The 17,397-nt window shown below is 61.2% G+C and carries 21 protein-coding genes; 11 read left to right on the forward strand and 10 right to left on the reverse strand.

From position 1 onward, the window contains the following. Positions 1-7: 7 nt before the first annotated feature. The 3 genes from MRBLMC3_RS19140 to MRBLMC3_RS19150 all read right to left on the reverse strand — a co-directional run bounded on the left by MRBLMC3_RS19140 (position 8) and on the right by MRBLMC3_RS19150 (position 3,251). Entirely contained in the window at positions 8-799 is a 792-nt protein-coding gene (locus MRBLMC3_RS19140) for an SDR family NAD(P)-dependent oxidoreductase (RefSeq protein WP_363752896.1), read from the reverse strand. A gap of 69 nt (positions 800-868) precedes the next feature. Continuing rightward, positions 869-2,029, reverse strand: a complete 1,161-nt coding sequence (locus MRBLMC3_RS19145) for a sulfotransferase family protein (RefSeq protein ID WP_363831387.1) — start codon at positions 2,027-2,029, stop codon at positions 869-871. Between the two features lie 13 nt (positions 2,030-2,042). Beyond that, positions 2,043-3,251, reverse strand: a complete 1,209-nt coding sequence (locus tag MRBLMC3_RS19150; RefSeq protein WP_363831390.1) for a DUF1214 domain-containing protein — start codon at positions 3,249-3,251, stop codon at positions 2,043-2,045. Between the two features lie 123 nt (positions 3,252-3,374). Between MRBLMC3_RS19150 and MRBLMC3_RS19155 the strand changes: the two genes are divergently transcribed. The 3 genes from MRBLMC3_RS19155 (at position 3,375) to MRBLMC3_RS19165 (ending at position 5,748) form a co-directional block, all read left to right on the forward strand. Further along, positions 3,375-4,475 (forward strand): helix-turn-helix transcriptional regulator, encoded by a 1,101-nt coding sequence (locus tag MRBLMC3_RS19155; RefSeq protein WP_363740029.1) that lies wholly within the window; start codon positions 3,375-3,377, stop codon positions 4,473-4,475. A 90-nt stretch (positions 4,476-4,565) separates the two neighbouring features. Next, positions 4,566-5,069 carry an SRPBCC domain-containing protein gene (locus tag MRBLMC3_RS19160; protein ID WP_363752905.1) on the forward strand — a complete coding sequence of 168 codons (504 nt, stop codon included), beginning with the start codon at positions 4,566-4,568 and terminating at the stop codon, positions 5,067-5,069. Between the two features lie 232 nt (positions 5,070-5,301). After that, a complete protein-coding gene (locus MRBLMC3_RS19165; protein ID WP_363740027.1) occupies positions 5,302-5,748 on the forward strand; it encodes a nuclear transport factor 2 family protein in 447 nt (148 codons plus the stop codon). 157 nt (positions 5,749-5,905) lie between these two features. Here the strand turns inward: MRBLMC3_RS19165 and MRBLMC3_RS19170 are convergent, their stop codons facing one another. From MRBLMC3_RS19170 to MRBLMC3_RS19185, 4 genes are all read right to left on the reverse strand, one after another. Next, positions 5,906-6,238: a DDE-type integrase/transposase/recombinase gene (locus tag MRBLMC3_RS19170; RefSeq protein ID WP_363831393.1), complete on the reverse strand. Its 333-nt coding sequence runs from the start codon at positions 6,236-6,238 to the stop codon at positions 5,906-5,908. Positions 6,239-6,391: 153 nt separating this feature from the next. Further along, positions 6,392-7,600, reverse strand: coding sequence for a 3-oxoadipyl-CoA thiolase (gene pcaF, locus MRBLMC3_RS19175; protein ID WP_363831396.1), 1,209 nt, complete (start codon positions 7,598-7,600; stop codon positions 6,392-6,394). Positions 7,601-7,627: 27 nt separating this feature from the next. Next, positions 7,628-8,284, reverse strand: a complete 657-nt coding sequence (locus tag MRBLMC3_RS19180) for a 3-oxoacid CoA-transferase subunit B (RefSeq protein ID WP_363831399.1) — start codon at positions 8,282-8,284, stop codon at positions 7,628-7,630. A gap of 16 nt (positions 8,285-8,300) precedes the next feature. Beyond that, the gene (locus MRBLMC3_RS19185; RefSeq protein ID WP_363831403.1) at positions 8,301-8,990 is read right to left on the reverse strand and encodes a 3-oxoacid CoA-transferase subunit A; all 690 of its coding nucleotides are present in this window, start codon (positions 8,988-8,990) and stop codon (positions 8,301-8,303) included. A gap of 150 nt (positions 8,991-9,140) precedes the next feature. Between MRBLMC3_RS19185 and MRBLMC3_RS19190 the strand changes: the two genes are divergently transcribed. The 3 genes from MRBLMC3_RS19190 to MRBLMC3_RS19200 all read left to right on the forward strand — a co-directional run bounded on the left by MRBLMC3_RS19190 (position 9,141) and on the right by MRBLMC3_RS19200 (position 11,867). Continuing rightward, complete coding sequence (locus tag MRBLMC3_RS19190; protein ID WP_363831687.1) at positions 9,141-9,878, forward strand: IclR family transcriptional regulator domain-containing protein; 738 nt, start codon at positions 9,141-9,143, stop codon at positions 9,876-9,878. A 338-nt stretch (positions 9,879-10,216) separates the two neighbouring features. Next, positions 10,217-10,816 carry an NAD(P)H:quinone oxidoreductase gene (wrbA, locus tag MRBLMC3_RS19195; protein WP_363831405.1) on the forward strand — a complete coding sequence of 200 codons (600 nt, stop codon included), beginning with the start codon at positions 10,217-10,219 and terminating at the stop codon, positions 10,814-10,816. Positions 10,817-10,916: 100 nt separating this feature from the next. Beyond that, positions 10,917-11,867, forward strand: coding sequence for a glutathione S-transferase family protein (locus MRBLMC3_RS19200; RefSeq protein WP_363831408.1), 951 nt, complete (start codon positions 10,917-10,919; stop codon positions 11,865-11,867). Positions 11,868-11,960: 93 nt separating this feature from the next. On the opposite strand, the gene MRBLMC3_RS19205 is transcribed toward MRBLMC3_RS19200, so the two are convergent. Together MRBLMC3_RS19205 and MRBLMC3_RS19210 are read right to left on the reverse strand one after the other, a co-directional pair. Further along, the gene (locus MRBLMC3_RS19205) at positions 11,961-12,134 is read right to left on the reverse strand and encodes a hypothetical protein (RefSeq protein ID WP_363831410.1); all 174 of its coding nucleotides are present in this window, start codon (positions 12,132-12,134) and stop codon (positions 11,961-11,963) included. A 261-nt stretch (positions 12,135-12,395) separates the two neighbouring features. Beyond that, positions 12,396-12,830, reverse strand: a complete 435-nt coding sequence (locus MRBLMC3_RS19210; RefSeq protein ID WP_363831413.1) for a DUF3489 domain-containing protein — start codon at positions 12,828-12,830, stop codon at positions 12,396-12,398. On the opposite strand from MRBLMC3_RS19210, the gene MRBLMC3_RS19215 reads away from it, so the two are divergent. Beyond that, positions 12,823-13,440, forward strand: a complete 618-nt coding sequence (locus MRBLMC3_RS19215) for a flavin reductase family protein (RefSeq protein ID WP_363831416.1) — start codon at positions 12,823-12,825, stop codon at positions 13,438-13,440. The two genes, MRBLMC3_RS19210 and MRBLMC3_RS19215, sit on opposite strands and share 8 nt — an antisense overlap. A 267-nt stretch (positions 13,441-13,707) precedes the next feature. Here the strand turns inward: MRBLMC3_RS19215 and MRBLMC3_RS19220 are convergent, their stop codons facing one another. After that, a complete protein-coding gene (locus tag MRBLMC3_RS19220) occupies positions 13,708-13,896 on the reverse strand; it encodes a hypothetical protein (RefSeq protein ID WP_363831418.1) in 189 nt (62 codons plus the stop codon). A gap of 215 nt (positions 13,897-14,111) precedes the next feature. On the opposite strand from MRBLMC3_RS19220, the gene MRBLMC3_RS19225 reads away from it, so the two are divergent. The 4 genes from MRBLMC3_RS19225 to MRBLMC3_RS19240 all read left to right on the forward strand — a co-directional run bounded on the left by MRBLMC3_RS19225 (position 14,112) and on the right by MRBLMC3_RS19240 (position 17,387). Then, complete coding sequence (locus MRBLMC3_RS19225) at positions 14,112-14,708, forward strand: hypothetical protein (protein WP_363831421.1); 597 nt, start codon at positions 14,112-14,114, stop codon at positions 14,706-14,708. 32 nt (positions 14,709-14,740) lie between these two features. After that, entirely contained in the window at positions 14,741-15,265 is a 525-nt protein-coding gene (locus tag MRBLMC3_RS19230; RefSeq protein WP_363831424.1) for a sigma factor-like helix-turn-helix DNA-binding protein, read from the forward strand. A 176-nt stretch (positions 15,266-15,441) separates the two neighbouring features. After that, positions 15,442-16,011, forward strand: coding sequence for a hypothetical protein (locus tag MRBLMC3_RS19235; RefSeq protein ID WP_363831426.1), 570 nt, complete (start codon positions 15,442-15,444; stop codon positions 16,009-16,011). Then, positions 16,011-17,387: a 7-cyano-7-deazaguanine synthase gene (locus MRBLMC3_RS19240; protein ID WP_363831428.1), complete on the forward strand. Its 1,377-nt coding sequence runs from the start codon at positions 16,011-16,013 to the stop codon at positions 17,385-17,387. Before MRBLMC3_RS19235 ends, MRBLMC3_RS19240 begins: the two co-directional genes overlap by 1 nt. Positions 17,388-17,397: the final 10 nt, after the last annotated feature.

A 17,397-nucleotide genomic window follows, 5' to 3' on the forward strand; every position in this document is an offset into this window, starting at 1 on the left:
GGCCGGTTCAGCCCACAGACGGGTAGGACACGGCCGAGACGATGCTGATGCATGATGCGGTAAAGCCGCCCTCGACGGGGAGGACCGACCCGGTGACGTAGCTCGATTCATCGGAGCACAGCCAGACGGTGGCGGCCGCGATCTCCTCCTCCCTGCCGAAACGCTTCATGGCGATTGCTTCGCGCATCGGGCTCAGCACCGATTCGTCGTTGTTGGTCAGCATCGGCGTGGCAATCGCGCCGGGGGCCACGCTGTTCACGCGAATGCCCTTGTCGGCATATTCCAGCGCCGCCGCCCGCGTCAGGCCGACCGCCGCGTGCTTGGCCGCCGAATAGGCGCTGAAGAACGCGAAGCCGTTGATCGCCGATCCCGACGTCACGTTGACGATCGAGCCGCCGCCATTCTCCAGCATCGCCTGGATCTGATACTTCATCGACAGGAACACGCCGCGGGCGTTTACCGCGAAATCGTCCTCATATTCCTGCAGCGTCAGCTTGTGCATGTAATTGGGCATGTGTGCGACGCCAGCCACATTGGCGGCGAAATCGAGCCGGCCGTAGGCGGAGACCGCCGTCTCGACCATCCGGCGCGTATCCTCCTCGACCGAGACGTCGGCGAGGCAGGCGAGCGCCGTTCCCCCGGCCGCCTGGATCTCGGCGACGGTGCGGTCGATCTTGCTCTGCGTCCGGCCGACCACGACGACCTTGGCGCCGTCGCGCGCGAAGCGGAGCGCGATGCCATGACCCATGCCCTGCCCGCCACCGGTGACGAGCGCGACGCCGTCCTTCAGCTTTGCCATTTCAAATCCTCTCTCAATTTCTTGCCAGACTGGACGACCCGCCTGCTCCGGGCCAGTTGAAAATCAGGATCAGCGCTCCAGCGGAACGTCGAAAGCCTTCAGATAATCGCCGCTGATCCGGTCGATGTCGGCCTCGGTCATGCCGATGTCCGCCAGTGAATATTGATGATGCGCGCGCCCGGATCGCTCGCTCGAATCATTGGCGAGCCAGGCTTCCATCGCCGCCGCGCGGTCTTCGCTGAACTCCAGGCCGAGCCGCGAATAGATGGATCGCACAGTCCCGATCGGATCGGCCCGGAAATCCAGGAAGCGCACATCGACGAACCGCTCCGCCATGCCGGGCCGTTGCCGGAACTCGAGCGCTTTTTCCCAGGTGTCGTCATAATCGCCAACGATGCTCTTTTCGCCCGGCGCCGCGGCGGCGAACTTGCTGTGCAGCACGGTCGCCATGTTCGCGATCGACGGATAGATCTTGGCCGTGTCGCGATGGCAATGGATGAACATCGCGTCGGGGAAGACCTCGATAATTTCCTCGAGGAAGCGCACGTGCAGCGGGGTCTTCAGCACCCACCGGCGCGGCGGCAGCCCATGCTGCAGATATTTGAGGAAATCGCGCTGTTCACGATAGATCGCGCGGAAGTCCTGCTGGAACAGGATCTCCTGATAGGTCGGCAGTTCGGCAAGGGCGGTGAACGTCGCCGAGGCCAGAAGCAGCTCCCAGAAGAACAGGCATTCCTCCGCGCGGTCGGCACCCATGGGGTGGACGCCCAGCCAGTCGTCGTCGAGCAGGCCGAGGTCGCCGAGCCGTTCCTGACACTTGGTCTCACGCAGACCACGGGTGAAAGCATCGTCGGCGCGCGGAGAGGGATAGTGCATCTCGAACAGACGCGGCGCGCGGTTCAGGGGGTCGGACCCCAGCAAGTTATGGAGGAAGGTCGTGCCCGAACGCGGCAGGCCCAGGATGAAGATCGGCGCCTTGACCGTCTCGTCGCGCCATCCCGGATGGCGCTTGCGATCGGCGACATATTTGAGGCGTGAGGTCAGGATATCCATCAGGAAACGGTAGAACCGCACCTCCCCGCGCGGATGCAGGTTCGAGGGCTGGTTGAGATCATTGACGAAAGTGGTCAGCAGGCGCTCGGGCGTGCCGACATGGTCGAGCGCCCAGTCATCGAGCGCGGTTTCGATTTCGGCGGCGCGCATCAGCTCCGCTGCGCTTGGCAAGGACATGGATCGCCCCCTTTCAAATGCCGTACATGCGGCGAATGCCCGCGCCTCGCGCTGTCACGATGGCGCGCCGCTCCTCGGGCGAGACCGTGGACGAGCCGACGTGGAGATGGTTCGGCAGGTCTGCGAGCTTGACCCTGGTGACGACTGGCTCGGGCACCGGATCGCACCAGACCCAGCGCGATGCGCAGACGCCCCGCAGATGACCGACCGTATCCATCCAGTTCGCGATTCCAGGGTCGCGGGCAGAGACGACGATGCGGATCTTGCCGTCCGGATCGACCCTTGTCTGCATGGCGTTCAGCGATGACTGGCTATTGAGATAATCGACCGTGTCATATTGCAGGTTGGCGAGCTGGAATGCCCAGAACGTCGAGGTCTTCGGCGGGTCGAACTCAAATACCAGCCCCTCGTCCTCGGCAATGTCGAACACCATGAAATGATAGGCGGCGTGCTGGATCCCACCCAGGTTCTGCTCCTTGCCGGTCCAGAAGACGTTGACGCCCACGTCGCCGACGATCTCGTCGTTGCGTCCGATCCAGTGCCGCGCCGATTCACGGGCGAAGTTCGTCAGCTTGCGGATGCGGGTGGCAAGGTCGCGGTTGCTGATCTGGAGGCGGGGCTTGTCGAGGCCGTCAAGACGCTCGATCTGGACCACCGCCGGTACGTCGTTCGTCCAGTCGTACATCGCGTCGCGAATAACAAGGAGCAACTGGTTCTCGCTCGGGTCAGTCTTGATCCAGTTGCCGTCATGCTGGTCGGGCGAGAGGATGATCTCGAAACTGCCGTCCGCCTCGACATGCATCTTGCCGAACTCCAGGATGGCGACCTGGCGGAACTTGGGATCGCCCCAGAACTCGCTCTGCACGTGGAGCTCGCTCCAGCGGGTGGTGCCGGTCTTGCCCGTGATCCGGTAGGTGCCCGCGCCGTCGGCAAAGGCGAACTGATAGTGGAAATCGGGGCAGCACAGGCCCCAGGTGAAGATCATCGGGTGATGGAAGGCGTGCGTCTTGCTGAAGAAGGGGTAATCCTGCCTTGGCGCGACGAAGACGTTGAAGCCGGTGTGCTCGATCGACATGACGTGGAACATCGCCCGATCCTGCTCCTCGGGCGTGTCTGCCCATCCCGAGGCGAACCATTGGGCGCGGATGTCGGCCAGAACCTTGGTGTGCTCGTTCCACACATGTTCGTATGAATCGGCGCTGCCGGGAATATTGTCTGCCATCGCTCTCCACTCTCTCTTGCTCGCGCGCCGATGCCCGCATTCGGTGCGGCGGCGATGCCGGATGGCGAGACGATAGCGAATCGTCTGGACAGCGGTGTCCCCATATGGGAGGTTCATCGCGTTATGAATGATGTCGCGGACCGGTTGATCGCAGCGTTGCACGACGGCCCCTTCGAAACGCCGCCCTGGACGACGTTCCTGGAGCTGCTGCGCGCGGAGCTGGACGCCGACTATTCCGGTATCATCTTTAAGCCGCCGGATCGTGGGCCGGGCGGCGTGGTGGAGCTGTTCGCAGGCGACGACGCACCGGTGGAGGTCCATCAATTCTATCGCGAAAGCTTCTACCGCTCCGACCCCGTCATGGGCGGGACCCTGCGCGAAGGGCAGGTCTACGACCTGAACGACGTTTTTGACGAGACGAACGACTATCACCGGAAATATCGCCAACAGATACTGGAGCCGCGTGGCGTCCGGCACATGAAGGTGGTGCGCGTCACCGAACCGAGCGGCGTCACCGGCTGGATGTTCATCGCGCGCCGGGACAAGCCGTTCCACCAGCGTGATGCGGAGTTGCTCGCGCGGCTTTCGGCGCATTTCCGGCGCTCGCTGCGCAATCATATCGCGCTCGAAGGCGAACTGCTCCACGCCCGCGCAGCGGACAGCATCATTGCTCGGCTGAACATCGGCTGGCTGACTCTCGATGCGACCGGCACCGTCGTCCAGACAAGCGCGCATGCCTCCGCGATCCTCGACCACAGCGCCGCGCTCAAGATCGGAAAGGACGGTCGGCTGGTCGCGATGCGCTCCTCGGCGAACGGGGTGCTACAATCGGCCATCGCCGCCATCTCGGCCGAGGGATCGGCCCGGCCTCAGGCGATCTGTGTGTCGGACGATCCCTGGCTCAACATGATGCTGACGCCCTTTGCTGGCGTGCCGGCATCGCCCGACAGGACGTCGGTCATGATCGCGTTCCTGCAGGGCGAAACGCGATTCGGCGCGCGCAGGCACGAACAGATCGCCGAATTGTTCGGCCTGCTCCCCAGCGAGGCGCGGCTGGCCCTGCTCATCAGCCAGGGCGCATCGCTGGCGGAAGCGGCCGACAAGCTGGCGATCACGCTGGAGACGGCGCGGAGCTATTCCAAGAGAATCTATGCGAAGATGGGCGTGCGCGGTCAGGCCGACCTAGTGCGGTCGATCCTGACCAGCGTTCTGACGCTCGCCTGATCGCGCCCCGTGCCACCCGATTGATAAGCGCGCGGCGCCTGCTACTGTCGGCGTTATGTTGGGAGCGATCCGCTAGCAGGAGAGTGAGCCGTGACGTTTGATCCCTTCACGCAATATGACCGCCGCACGCTCGTGGCTTCCGACCCCGTCGAGATCGATGCGCCGGCCGCCATCGTTTGGGAGATCCTGACCGACCTGCCGCGCTACGGCGAATGGAACCCCTATTGCGTGCGCGCCGAATCGACGCTGGAAATGGGCGCGCCGGTGAACATGATGCTGGTCGACTATACCGGCTCCGGCTCGCTCATTCCCTGGTGCGAATATCTCTGCGCGTTCGAGCCCGAGCGCCTGCTGTCCTGGGAGCTGCCCGGCACCCCCGAATTCCCTTATGAGGCCCGGCGGGATCAGGTCATCACTCCGCTCGGTCCCTATTGTTGCCGCTATCTGTCCACCGACGCCTTTTTCGGCGAGAACGCGATCCATGTGATGAACTTCACGCAGGGCTGGGTGAAGCGCGCGTTCGACGACACCGCGCGGGCGCTAAAGCGCCGGGCCGAGGCGATGCACCAGGCGCGCACGACGGTCGCCGCCTGAAGTCAGGGCAGCCGCGCGACGGGTCTCGCGCACGATCCGCGCCATCGGGATTGCGCTGCTTGGGGTGAGGACCTCGCCGATCGCCTCTTGCCTGTCATCCAGGGTGTCGTCCGATTGATTATGAGCGCTGGTATCGCTTCGAAGCGCGCGATGGTACTGTTGCGGCACAGATGCAGCGTTCGCGGAGCTGTGCCGCATGATATGACAAGCGAAGAGGATAGGACCCGAGGCGATGATGACACTGCAGGAGATTTCCGACCGGCTTGAGCTCGAAAAGCTCACCCATGATTATTCCCATGCCATCGACACCCGGGATTTTGATCTCCTCAACGATGTGTTCACGCCCGACGCCTTCGTCGACTACAGCGCGTTCGGTGCCCCGGCGGGCGATTTCCCCTATGTGCGGGACTGGCTGAAGACAGGCATGAATGCATTCGGCGGATCCCACCACATGGTCACCAATCACCGCTTCGTGATCGAGGGCGACCACGCGACCGGGCGGGTGATGTGCTTCAATCCGATGGAAAGCCTCGATGAGAGCGGAACCCGTCCCGTCATGGTCTTCGGCCTCTTCTACATCGACGAATATGTGCGCACGCCTGCGGGCTGGCGAATCAAGTCGCGCGTCGAGGAAGCGACCTACACCCAGAATGTTCCCAAGGGCGCGCTGCCGGACTGATCCGGCGGGGCAGAGAGTGCGAACGACGGAGGAGTCGTCCGGCTCACGAGCGAGACGATGCGATTTCAAGAGCACTTCTCGAAAAGTGGGAACGGTGCTGTCAGACAAAGGCGAACCGCTCTCCACACGATGCACTTCGGGCTTAGAACGGAGAAACTCAGCTCGCGAGAGACTGCCACTGGGCCAAGGCGGCCGAGCGTCTTTGCTTGTAAATCTCTCGATCGACGAGATGGCGCTCCAGGGCGAAGTGATTGTGAAAGTGGGCGTGGACGGATGCGAATTTCTGCAGGGATCGCATCGGTCGGAACTTGAGCATAGCCCGCTCCCGTCGTCGGAAGGAGAGATGGCTGTTTTCAACCCGATTGTTCAGCCACTGCCCCATTTCCTGCTGCAGCGACAGCGGGTAACGGACATACATCATCACCACCAACCGGATCACCTCCGGAGAGGAGTTGAAATACCGAAACGGACTAATGGCGGGCTTGGTCATGACCCACCATTTACCGAACCCCGGTTTGCTTTGACAGCACCGTTCAAGCAGCCGAAAAAGTTCGATCACTGGCGGATTGGATCGAGGACAACTTGATATCGATTGTCGATTATCGCAAATCCCGCGCGACCGATTTGGTGTGAATGACTTAGCTCAGACACGCTCCACCGCCAACGCCAGACCCATGCCGACACCAATGCACAAAGTGGCGATGCCGCGCTTGCCGCCGGTCTTTTCCAGTTGATGCACTAGAGTCATGGCGATGCGCGCGCCCGACATGCCGAGCGGGTGGCCGAGTGCGATCGCTCCGCCATTGGGGTTCACATGCGCAGCGTCGTCGGGCAGGCCGAGGCCCCGCATCACGGCGATGCCCTGGCTGGCAAAGGCTTCGTTGAGTTCGATCGCGTCGAAATCATCGATGGTCAAGCCGAGGCGCGTCAGCAGCTTTTGCGTGGCGGGCAGGGGACCGATGCCCATCACGCGCGGCTCAACGCCGATCGACGCCATGCCCAGGATGCGCGCGCGCGGGGTCAGGCCGTTGGCATTCGCCGCCGCCTCGCTGGCGATGATCATCGCGGCCGCGCCGTCATTGATGCCCGACGCATTTCCCGCCGTTACAGTGCCGTCGGGCCCGAACAGGGGCTTGAGCTTGGCCAGCGTCTCGATCGTGGTGTCGGCGCGTGGATGTTCGTCAACGCTGATCTCCATCGTCTCGCCACGTTTCTTGCCCGGCACAGTGACGGGGATGATCTCCTCCGCGAAGAAGCCGCTTTCCTGGGCGGCGGCGGCGCGCTGCTGGCTGCGCAGGGCGAAGGCGTCCTGATCCTCGCGGCTGACGCCATAGTCGACGGCCACATTCTCGCCCGTGCGCGGCATGGTCTCCGTGCCGTAGAGCGCGTCGAGCGCAGGGTTGACGAAGCGCCAGCCCATGGTCGTGTCCTCGATCTTCTGGTTGCGGCCGAACGCGCCGTCCGACTTGCCCATCACGAAAGGCGCGCGGGTCATGCTTTCCACGCCGCCGGCGATGGCAAGCGCCATCTCGTCGGACCGGATCGCCCGCGCCGCCGCACCCACGGCCTCCAGACCTGATGCACAGAGCCGGTTTAGCGTGACGCCCGGCACCGTGTGCGGCACGCCCGCCAGCAGCAGGCTCATGCGCGCGACGTTGCGATTATCCTCGCCCGACTGGTTGGCGCAACCGTAGAAGACTTCCTCGACCGCAGCGGAATCAAGGCCGGCGTTGCGTTCCAGCAGCGCCTTCATGGGCAGCGCTCCCAGATCGTCGGCGCGAACCTTGGAAAGGCCGCCGGCATAGCGGCCTATGGGGGTACGAACGGCGTCGCAGATAAAAGCATCGGTCATCGAAAATCCTCTCGATATTATACGGCTTCAGGCGGCTTGCAACTGTGCGGCCATTTCCAGCTTCACGCCGGTCAGCCTGCGCAGTTCATCGAGCGTCAGCCCCTCGACGATCTCCAGCACCTGCGCGCCCTGCGGCCCGACATCGAATACGCCCAGATCGGTGTAGACGCGCGACACGCAGGCGAGGCCGGTCAGCGGATAGGTGCAGGCGTCCACCAGCTTGCTCTCCCCCTGCTTGGTCAGCAAGTCCATCATCACGAAGGTCTTCTTTGCGCCGATGGCCAGGTCCATCGCACCGCCCACGGCGGGGATCGCGCCCGGCTCGCCCGTGTGCCAGTTGGCGAGATCGCCGTTCACCGCCACCTGAAACGCGCCCAACACGCAGATGTCCAGATGGCCGCCGCGCATCATCGCGAAGCTGTCGGCATGATGGAAGAAGCAGCCGCCGGTCAGCAGCGTCACCGCCTGCTTGCCCGCGTTGATCAGTTCCCAATCCTCTTCGCCCGTCGCCGGGGCCGGTCCCATGCCGAGCAGGCCGTTTTCGCTCTGGAGGAAGATTTCGCGCTCTTGCGGCAGATAGTTCGCGACCTTGGTCGGCAGGCCGATGCCAAGGTTCACATAGGCGCCTTCGGGAATGTCGCGGGCGACGCGGGCGGCCATCTGGTCGCGGGTCATGCGGTTCATGGTAGTGTCTCCCGGATCAGGCGGCAAGTGCGTGGTTGGTGGCGGACGCGATCTGGACGACGCGCTGGACGAAGATGCCCGGCGTCACCACGACCTCCGGGTCGAGCGCTCCCAGCTCCACGATCTCGCCGACCTGCGCGATGGTGGTCCTGGCCGCCATCGCCATGATCGGACCGAAATTACGGGCGGTCTTGCGGTAGACAAGGTTGCCCCAGCGGTCGCCCTTGTGCGCCTTGATGAGCGCGAAGTCGGCATGGATCGGATATTCCAGCACATGGTGGACGCCGTTGATCTCGCGCGTTTCCTTGCCCTCGGCGAGCAGCGTGCCATAGCCGGTCGGCGTGAAGATGGCGCCAAGACCAGCGCTCGCTGCCTGGATGCGCGCTGCCAGATTGCCCTGCGCCACCAGTTCCAGCTCGATCTTTCCGGCGCGATAGGCCGCGTCGAAATGATGCGAGTCCGACTGGCGCGGGAAGGAGCAGATGATCTTCTTCACCCGGCCCTCGCGGATCAGTGCCGCGACGCCCGCTTCGCCGTTGCCGGCGTTGTTGTTGATGATGGTGAGGTCGCCCACGCCGCGCGCGATCAGCGCGTCGATCAACTGGTCGGGCATCCCCGCCGTGCCGAAGCCGCCGATCATGACCGATGCGCCGTCTTGAATTTCTGCCACCGCCGCTTCGGCGCTGGCCACCGCCTTGTCGCTCATCCGAGTCTCCATAAGGGTCCGTTGCAGACCATCTGATTAGGTCGGGATATTGCGTCAATCGGTAAACGTGATATTGTCCGTTTATCGTTTGATTTGGATGGCGATATGATCGAGAACAGTGACCTTGAGGCGAATGGGGATCCTGAGTTCATGCAATCGCTGGCACGCGGCCTCGCCGTGCTTCGCTGTTTTGCAAACGAGCAGCGGCCCATGACGATTGCGCAGGCCAGCCGACTGACGGGGTTGAGCAGGCCTGCGGTCAAGCGCTGCCTGCACACATTGGTCCGAACGGGCTACGCCGCGCAGGACGGCGTGCAATATGCGCTTCGTCCCAAGGTTCTGGCGCTTGGCTATGCCTACATGTCCTCCAGTACACTCGCGATGCGGGCGCAGCCGTTGCTCGATCAGCTGCGCGACGACCTCCACGAATCCTGCTCTCTGGGCGTGATCGAAGAGGATGAAGTCTATTATGTCGCCAGGGCCGAGGTATCACGGATCATGTCGATTGCTTTGAGGGTCGGAAGCAGGCTGCCGCTCTATTGCACGTCGATGGGGCGTGTTCTCCTTGCGGCCCAGCCGCGTGGCGATCAGGAAGCCTATCTGCGTCGCACGCAGCTGAGGCAATGTACGCCCAAGACCGAAATCAACCCGTCCAGGCTGCTCGCGATTCTCGAGCATGTCGCAGAGGAGGGATATGCGATCGTGGATGAAGAGCTCGAGTTGGGGCTGCGTTCGGTGGCCGTGGCTGTCCACGGCAAAGCCGGTGCGATGGCGGCCGTCAACATGGGGACGCAGGCTGCCAGGGTCTCATTGCCCGATATGCGATCCCGTTTTCTGCCGGGCTTACGGCGCATAGCACGGAACCTCGAAGCCATGGGGCTTGACTGACATGAGGATATCACGCCAGCTTTGCATGTGACGGCGACCTCGCGACCCGGCGGACGGACTTCAACGGGAACCGAGCTCACACGTCCCTGGGGCCCGTGACGCCTGCCGAATTTGCTTCATCGGCCGAGGGTTAACCCCGGCCGATGAAATGCCGGATCTCTCATTCTGGCCGGTGGCTGAACTGGGACGGGGCCAAAAAGCCACGTTCGGTCAAGGGCCGCCTGTTATAAGGTCATCCATCGTTCAATTTTCTGGAACCATCGTCTTCAAATAGGTGGGTGGTACACAATTCAGATCCTGTCAGGTCACCGCTACAAAAACATCGCTGGAGCAGTGATATGGCGAAGGTTCTCGTTCTCTATTATTCGACCTACGGACACATCGAGACGATGGCGCAGGCGTTGGCCGAAGGCGCCCGTTCGGCAGGCGCCGAGGTCGACATCAAGCGCGTCCCTGAAACCGCACCCGAGGATGTCGCACGGGATAACCATTTTGAACTCGACCAGGCCGCTCCGATCGCGAACGTTGAAGATCTGGGGAATTACGATGCCATCATTATCGGGACTGGCACACGTTTCGGCCGCATGTCCTCGCAAATGGCGGCGTTCCTCGACCAGGCAGGCGGTCTATGGGCCCGCGGCGCGCTCAACGGCAAGGTCGGCGCTGCCTTTGCGTCGACCGCAAGCCAGCATGGCGGTCAGGAAACCACGCTGTTCTCTTTGATTACAAACCTGCTTCACTTCGGCATGACGATCGTTGGTTTGCCCTACAGCTTCCAAGGTCAAATGACGATGGGCGAAATCACCGGCGGGACGCCCTACGGTGCCACAACTCTTGCCGGCGGGGACGGCAGCCGCCAGCCCAGCCAGCTCGAACTCGACGGCGCCCGACACCAGGGTGAACTTGTCGCCAGAACTGCCGCCAAACTCTTCGGATAGATTCTCAGGCACCGACGTTGGGACTCGCCGCTGCAACCCATAGAAAAACAAGATTTTTCTCCGAGCGGGCGATCGGTGAGGTAGTTTAGGAGAGGATGAAGTGGGACTTCTGGTCGAGGGCAGGTGGCATGACGACTGGTACGATACTGCGTCTACCGGCGGTCGCTTCGTCCGGAAGGACAGCACGTACCGCAACTGGATAACCCCCGACGGCTCCGCTGGCCCTAATGGCCAGGGCGGCTTCAGGGCGGAGGCTGGGCGCTACCACCTTTATGTCAGCCTTGCTTGTCCTTGGGCACACCGCACCCTGATCATGCGTGCCCTCAAGGGGCTGCAGAAAATGATCGGCATTTCGGTCGTCAACTGGGTGATGGGGGAACGTGGGTGGACCTTCGACGACGCGCCGGGCGTGATCCCGGACCCGATTCACCACGCCAAGTGCCTGCACGAAATCTATACGACGGACGATCCGCACTTTACGGGTCAGGTTACCGTGCCTCTGCTTTGGGATAGGCTGCGCGGACGAATCGTCAATAACGAGTCCTCCGAAATCCTGCGCATGCTCGGTTCGGCATTTGATGGTCTTGGAGCGAAGCTGGGCGATTATTACCCCGAACCGCTACGCGATGAGATCGACGCGCTTAACCTGCGCATCTACGACACGGTGAACAATGGTGTTTACCGGGCTGGCTTCGCGACCACCCAGGAGGCCTACGCCGAAGCAATCGTCCCGCTGTTCGAGACACTTGACTGGCTGGAGCAGAGGCTTGATGCACGTCGCTTCCTCTTCGGCGACGCAATGACAGAGGCCGATATCCGATTGTTTAGCACTCTGGTGCGGTTCGATGCGGTGTACTTCGGACACTTTAAATGTAACCTGCGGCGAATTGTAGATTATCCCGCCCTGTGGCGCTTCACCCGCGAGGTCTATCATCTGCCCGGCGTGGCCGAGACGGTGAATATGCAGCATATCAAAGGCGCTTATTATCAGAGCCATCCGACCATAAACCCGACCGGCATCGTTCCGTTAGGCCCATCTATTGAATTCTAGGGGGCGGGCGTTCGATGCACGGGATCGCAGATTCGGCGCTTCCATTGACGGAGAGGCAGTGTCGGACGGCGAAGTCGGGACCATATCTGTGCGTCAAACACGCTCGACAGCCAGCACGAGCCCCACGCCGATGCCGATGCAGAGTGTCGCAATGTCGCGCTTGCCGGTGCTCCTCTCGAGCTGATGCACCAATGTCATGGAGATGCACGCGCCCGACATGCCAAGCGGGTGATCGAGAGCGATGCCACCACCATTGGGGAGGCTCATCCCGAAGAATGCGCCACCAGCGATGTGCCTGAGCCAGCAGGCGTACGACAGACGGGTCGACTTCTGCGGATGGCCTGCTCCCCCGATCGTCGATCAACCGCCGTGAATATCCGCCGCGCGCCCTCGACCGCCATTCAAAGGCGAGGGCAAGGCGCATCATGGATGGGCTGATTCTGGGCGCCGGGGTGCCAGTCAGGCGCTCCCATTCGGCTTTGAGCGCTGCTGATGACATCCGTTCCAGCGCGGTGATCTGACGCTCTGTCATCCCTGTCGGGATCCGATCTGATAGCAGATCCTGCCGTCACGCGTTCCCCTGTCGATGATATTGCCCTTTTTCCGGAGGCCCGTCAGTGCCGCCCGCACGGTGTGGGGCAGCCAGCCTGTGGCTTCGGTCAGTTCGGCCATCAACGCCCCTCCGGGGCGCTCAACCATGGAGAGCAGCAGTTTTGCCTTGGTGGTCCGCGGAGGAGGGGAGGCAACCGGCAAGGGATCCGCTGCTGCATTTTTCTCATCGTCAGTCTCGGGCTCGACCGGGCTTCCGTCGGCCGGTGGGCGATAGCTGCCGGTCCTCTTTCGAGGTTGACGATCAGTCGCGAGCAGCAACAGCTGCCGGTCAGCCGTCGACCTCAGTCGACGTTCGGCGGTGAATTTGTGCTCCTCAGCTGCCGACCGTCTGCTACCGTACGCAATGACCAAATTTCATTTCTACGAGCCCAGAGAGGGGCATCGGTTACCACATGATCCCCTCAATGCGATCGTTGCCCCGCGGCCGATTGGGTGGATCTCGACAATAAGCGAGAATGGGGTGCGCAATCTGGCGCCATACAGCTTCTTCAACCTGGTCAACTATCGTCCCCCGCTTGTCGCCTTCTCGTCGGTGGGTTGGAAGGATTCAGTAGCGAATGTTCAGGCAACGGGCGACTTCGTCTGGAACCTCGCAACAATGGCTCAGGCGGAGCAGATGAACGCAAGCTCGGCAGCCGTGGATCCCGACGTCGACGAGTTCGATCTCGCCGGACTGAGCGCGCTACCCTCTGTGCCCGTTAAACCACCTCGCGTCGCGGGCAGCCCGGTCCATTTCGAATGCCGTTTGACCCAACTCATTCAACTCAAAACCAAGGACGGTCTCGATCTGGATCAGTGGCTCGTTATTGGGGAGGCGGTCGGCATTCATATTGACATGGCAATGCTCGAGGATGGGGTTTATCAAACGGCGCGTCCAAACCCTATTACCCGCGGCGGCGGGCCGGCAGATTATTTTGAGATCACCCAGGACCGGCTGTTCAGGATGAGGCGCCCCGGCTGACGGAAGGCCTGTGATTTCACGGCTTTTGCTCCGGTTTTGGCAAGGTCGACATCAAGAACTTCTTCGCGCGGAACTGCGCCCGTGTTCCGGCGGGTTCTCGAATATCCTCAATGATTTGAGACTAGGTGGCGGAGCGGGAGTCCGCCTAACTCTTAAGAAAATCCTTTTATTTGGTATACTTTTAAAAACGTTGCGCGAATTTTGCTCCCACACCCGCTCCCACATTCCGTGGATCGACATCCAAACGGTGCAGGATTTTGTTGGGGGTTAAGCCTTCGGTGGCTCCGGATTCTCCCGGCGCTGCAACTCGTTCTCGACCGCTTCGCGAATGAAGAGCGCCAACTGGCGGTTGCCAACGACCGCCTCGATACGACGGATCGTGTCGGTCGATAGCCTGATTGTCGTCGGCTTCATTCCAAGCGGTGGGCGTCCCATCATCCAGTCGCTATCGGTCATCTCCGCTATCTCCAAGCCAAACACGTTGACGCAACCGTATATTCGTATATACGACATCGTTTATTGATTAAACGATGTCGTATATAGCCGCGATGGTGGTTGTGGATTGGGCCAGCGACAGCCCGGCATCGCGAATCGAGCGGAAATCTCGGGACAGTTTCGCATCCGCCCGTGCCCTTCCGCCATCCCGCTTCGGATGCGGAATGGAGGTGCATATGGCTCCCACCACGTCGCGCCGCGCCTTATTGGGCGCCTTTGCCGCTACCCCCGCCGTCGGCTTCGCGGTTCCTTGGAAACATGCCCTGACATCGCTCCACGATCGCTATGGCGATGAACCGGCGGCGCTCGTTCGGACCAAGGAAGGGCGCAATCTTAGCCGCGTCCGCTATCACAATGCCGAAAGATTTTTCGGACCGCTGGATCAGGGATTCCATGATTGCGGCGGCGAAATGCTCTATCGATCCGGCATCGTCGCTCAGCTCGCACTATCCGCCCACCTCCTTGATGTCGGCTTTTCGGACAATTGGAACGCTCGCCATGTCCGGCTCGATGTCGCGAAGGGGCTGGCTTACGCCAATGCAACCGGCTTCGCGCATCATTGTGGCGGCATGGCGCGGCTGGCGGCGGTTCTTTCGCCCTATTGGAAATGGGGCCACGCCCATCAGTTCGACCAGCCGCGACCCGACGATGGCGCGTTCACCGTCGGAGAAGTCCGCCCGATCCTGCGGGCTTTGCTGGACCGGGTGCATGACGTAACCGGCCATCCGCGTCCCAGAGGATGGCGTCGTCGGCCAGAGGAGGCGCGGCCATGACGCGGGACGCACTGGCGCTATACGAAGCCGCCTTGGGCCAGCTTCCGCCGCTGACGCGCTTTGTCTTTCTGCTGAACCGCGTGGACGATCTTTCCTATCAGCAGATTGCCGATCGGCTGGGGATCGAGACTCGAGCCGTGGAATGCGGCATGGCCGAGGCCTTGGCGATGATCGCGACATTTCTCGATCGCGGTACACCGCTGCGCTGGCGGCGCAAGCCGTTGGCGCTGGCCGAGATTGATTTTCGCCGACGCCACCGAGCCTATTGTAAACGCAGATTGCGCCTTTTGGGCATCCACGTCGCTTGGGATGACGATGGCGACGACGATCAAACCGTCAGTCGAATCATGCTGCGAGCCATGCCCCAGCCGCTCCGCGAAACCTTAGCGCTTCACCGCGATCATCTGACATTCGAGCAGATAGCGACCCGCATAAACATATCTCGATGGACTGTAAGATGGCGAATGCGAGGTGTCGTCGGATATCTCACGCTCAAGCCCAAGACGTTCGAAGAATGGCTCTATTCAACGGGATCGCGCCGTTTGTGGAGCAGCTAGCAATCCTTTCGGCCCCGAGACGGGTGGCGGCTGTTTTTTGGACAGCGGCGGCCGCGCTGGTGACGATGCTACCGATCGCCAGACGGAGGCGGTGGCATCTGACATTGTCGGAATATTTTTATTGATATTTGACATTCCGCGGATCGCTGGGCACATTGGGCAAATTGGAGACACCCATGAGCGACGGACCTCATCGCAGTTTGCCAATGGGCAGGCGCTGGAAAAAATTGGCGGAATGCATAGACAACGCCTCCTTCACGGCTGAGGAAGTGTGCGAGCGTCGAGACGCTGCCATCCTCGGTGAGTTTTCGCGCGAGATTCCTGACACTCTGATGTCCGGCCTGCGCAATATCTTATGCAGCTCGGATCAGGGATCACTCTTCGCGCCATCAGGCGATGAAATCGAAAACCTAAGAATGCAGGCAAATGGTTCGCCTGCCGGAAATTTGTTGCTTGATTGCGCGATAGATGCCGTCAATTCTGGCGTTGTCGGTGAAGCGGCACTCTCCTCAGCATATCAAGAAACCGCCAACGAGATATTGGACCGTCACGCTCGTGGTATGGCCGAGCACTATCAGCGAGAAACCGGAGCGAAGCGTGCGGCGCATTTTCAGGCACGCATCGGAACGATTCTTCATCAACAATCCATCACGGATTTGACTTCCCGCCTTGTCCAAGGCGGCAGAGCGATGGTCATTCGTGCGCCCACTCGCCACACGGGTCTTGATGATGGGGTGTGTTTCTAATGAACAATGTTACCCCGAAAGAGCTTCCAAAACTTGATGTCGTTGTTTCGGAGACGCGCAGGCGAGCAAACGCCGGGGTTCCCTGCGTGATAGGCGAGCACATCCAGTTCAATGAGGACAAGCTGCTTTCATATTGCTTCGCTGAATGGAAGCCCGTCGTGTTCGATATGCTGGTGGTCGCCGCTGCCGTTGAGTTTTGTGATCGGCTGCAAAGGCGTCCGACGATAGGTTGGAGCCGCGACATTCACCTTGAGATTCCGGTCCACGAACAGTCGCTATGGGAATCCGATAGCGTCAAAACCGCGCTCATATCAGCCCTTGGTTTCCTGACCGGGGATCGGTGGAATATCTCATTTGTCAGCCGGAAAGCGGCTGAAGTGTCGCGGACGCAAGCAACCTTGGCGTTGCCGAGCGGAGCCAAAGCCATCGTGCCATTTAGCGATGGGATGGATTCGCGCGCGGTCGCGGCGCTGTCCGCAATCAAATTCGGCTCATCAATCATTCGTGTCCGCTTGGGTAGCAAGAAACACGATCAGCCTCGCAAAGACGGTCGATTACAGCCCTTCACGAATATCCCTTACAAGGTGAAGTCGAACGAACGACGTTTTGCCGAGAGCAGCAATCGGTCGCGAGGTTTTAAGTTCTCGATGATCTCAGGAATCGCGGCCTATCTCGCCAATGTCGATACGATCATCGTGCCTGAAAGCGGTCAAGGCGCACTGGGGCCGCCGCTCGTTCCCGTCGTGCAGGCCTATCCCGACTATCGGAATCACCCGCGATTCACGGAGCGTATGGAGAAGTTTTTCGCCGCGCTCCTCAATCATCATGTGTCTTACACGTTCCCGCGCCTGTGGTTCACGAAGGGTGAAACGCTCAAAGCGTTTGTCACGGAATCAGATGAACGGGATGATTGGAGCGATACGATCTCTTGTTGGCAGCAGAATCGCCATGTGCCCGTTGAAGGCCATAAGCGGCAGTGTGGGATTTGCGCCGCATGTATGCTCCGGAGACTGAGTGTCCATGCTGCCGGTCTGACTGAACCTGCTGGTCACTATGTGTGGCAAAATCTGGGCGCGGCGACGTTCGAAGCTGGCGTGGCTCCGGGGTTTTCTAAGATCACTCCTGCCCTGCGGGAATATGCGATCGCGGGCACTATGCACATGGATGACCTCGCGGCTCTGGCAGATTCTCCTCGACATGAATCGCTGATCAAACGCCATGCGGCGCAGATTGCGCAGCCTCTTGGCCTCTCGAACCAAGAAGCAGAAATGAAACTGAACTCCCTCCTTCGCCGCCATCGTGACGAATGGCACGCCTTTGTAGAATCCCTCGGAGCCGACTCTTTCATCCGGCAGTGGACGGGTAGCGTGTCATGAGTTCGATTCT

The sequence above is a fragment of the Sphingobium sp. LMC3-1-1.1 genome, assembly GCF_040676285.1.
Taxonomy (GTDB): domain Bacteria; phylum Pseudomonadota; class Alphaproteobacteria; order Sphingomonadales; family Sphingomonadaceae; genus Sphingobium.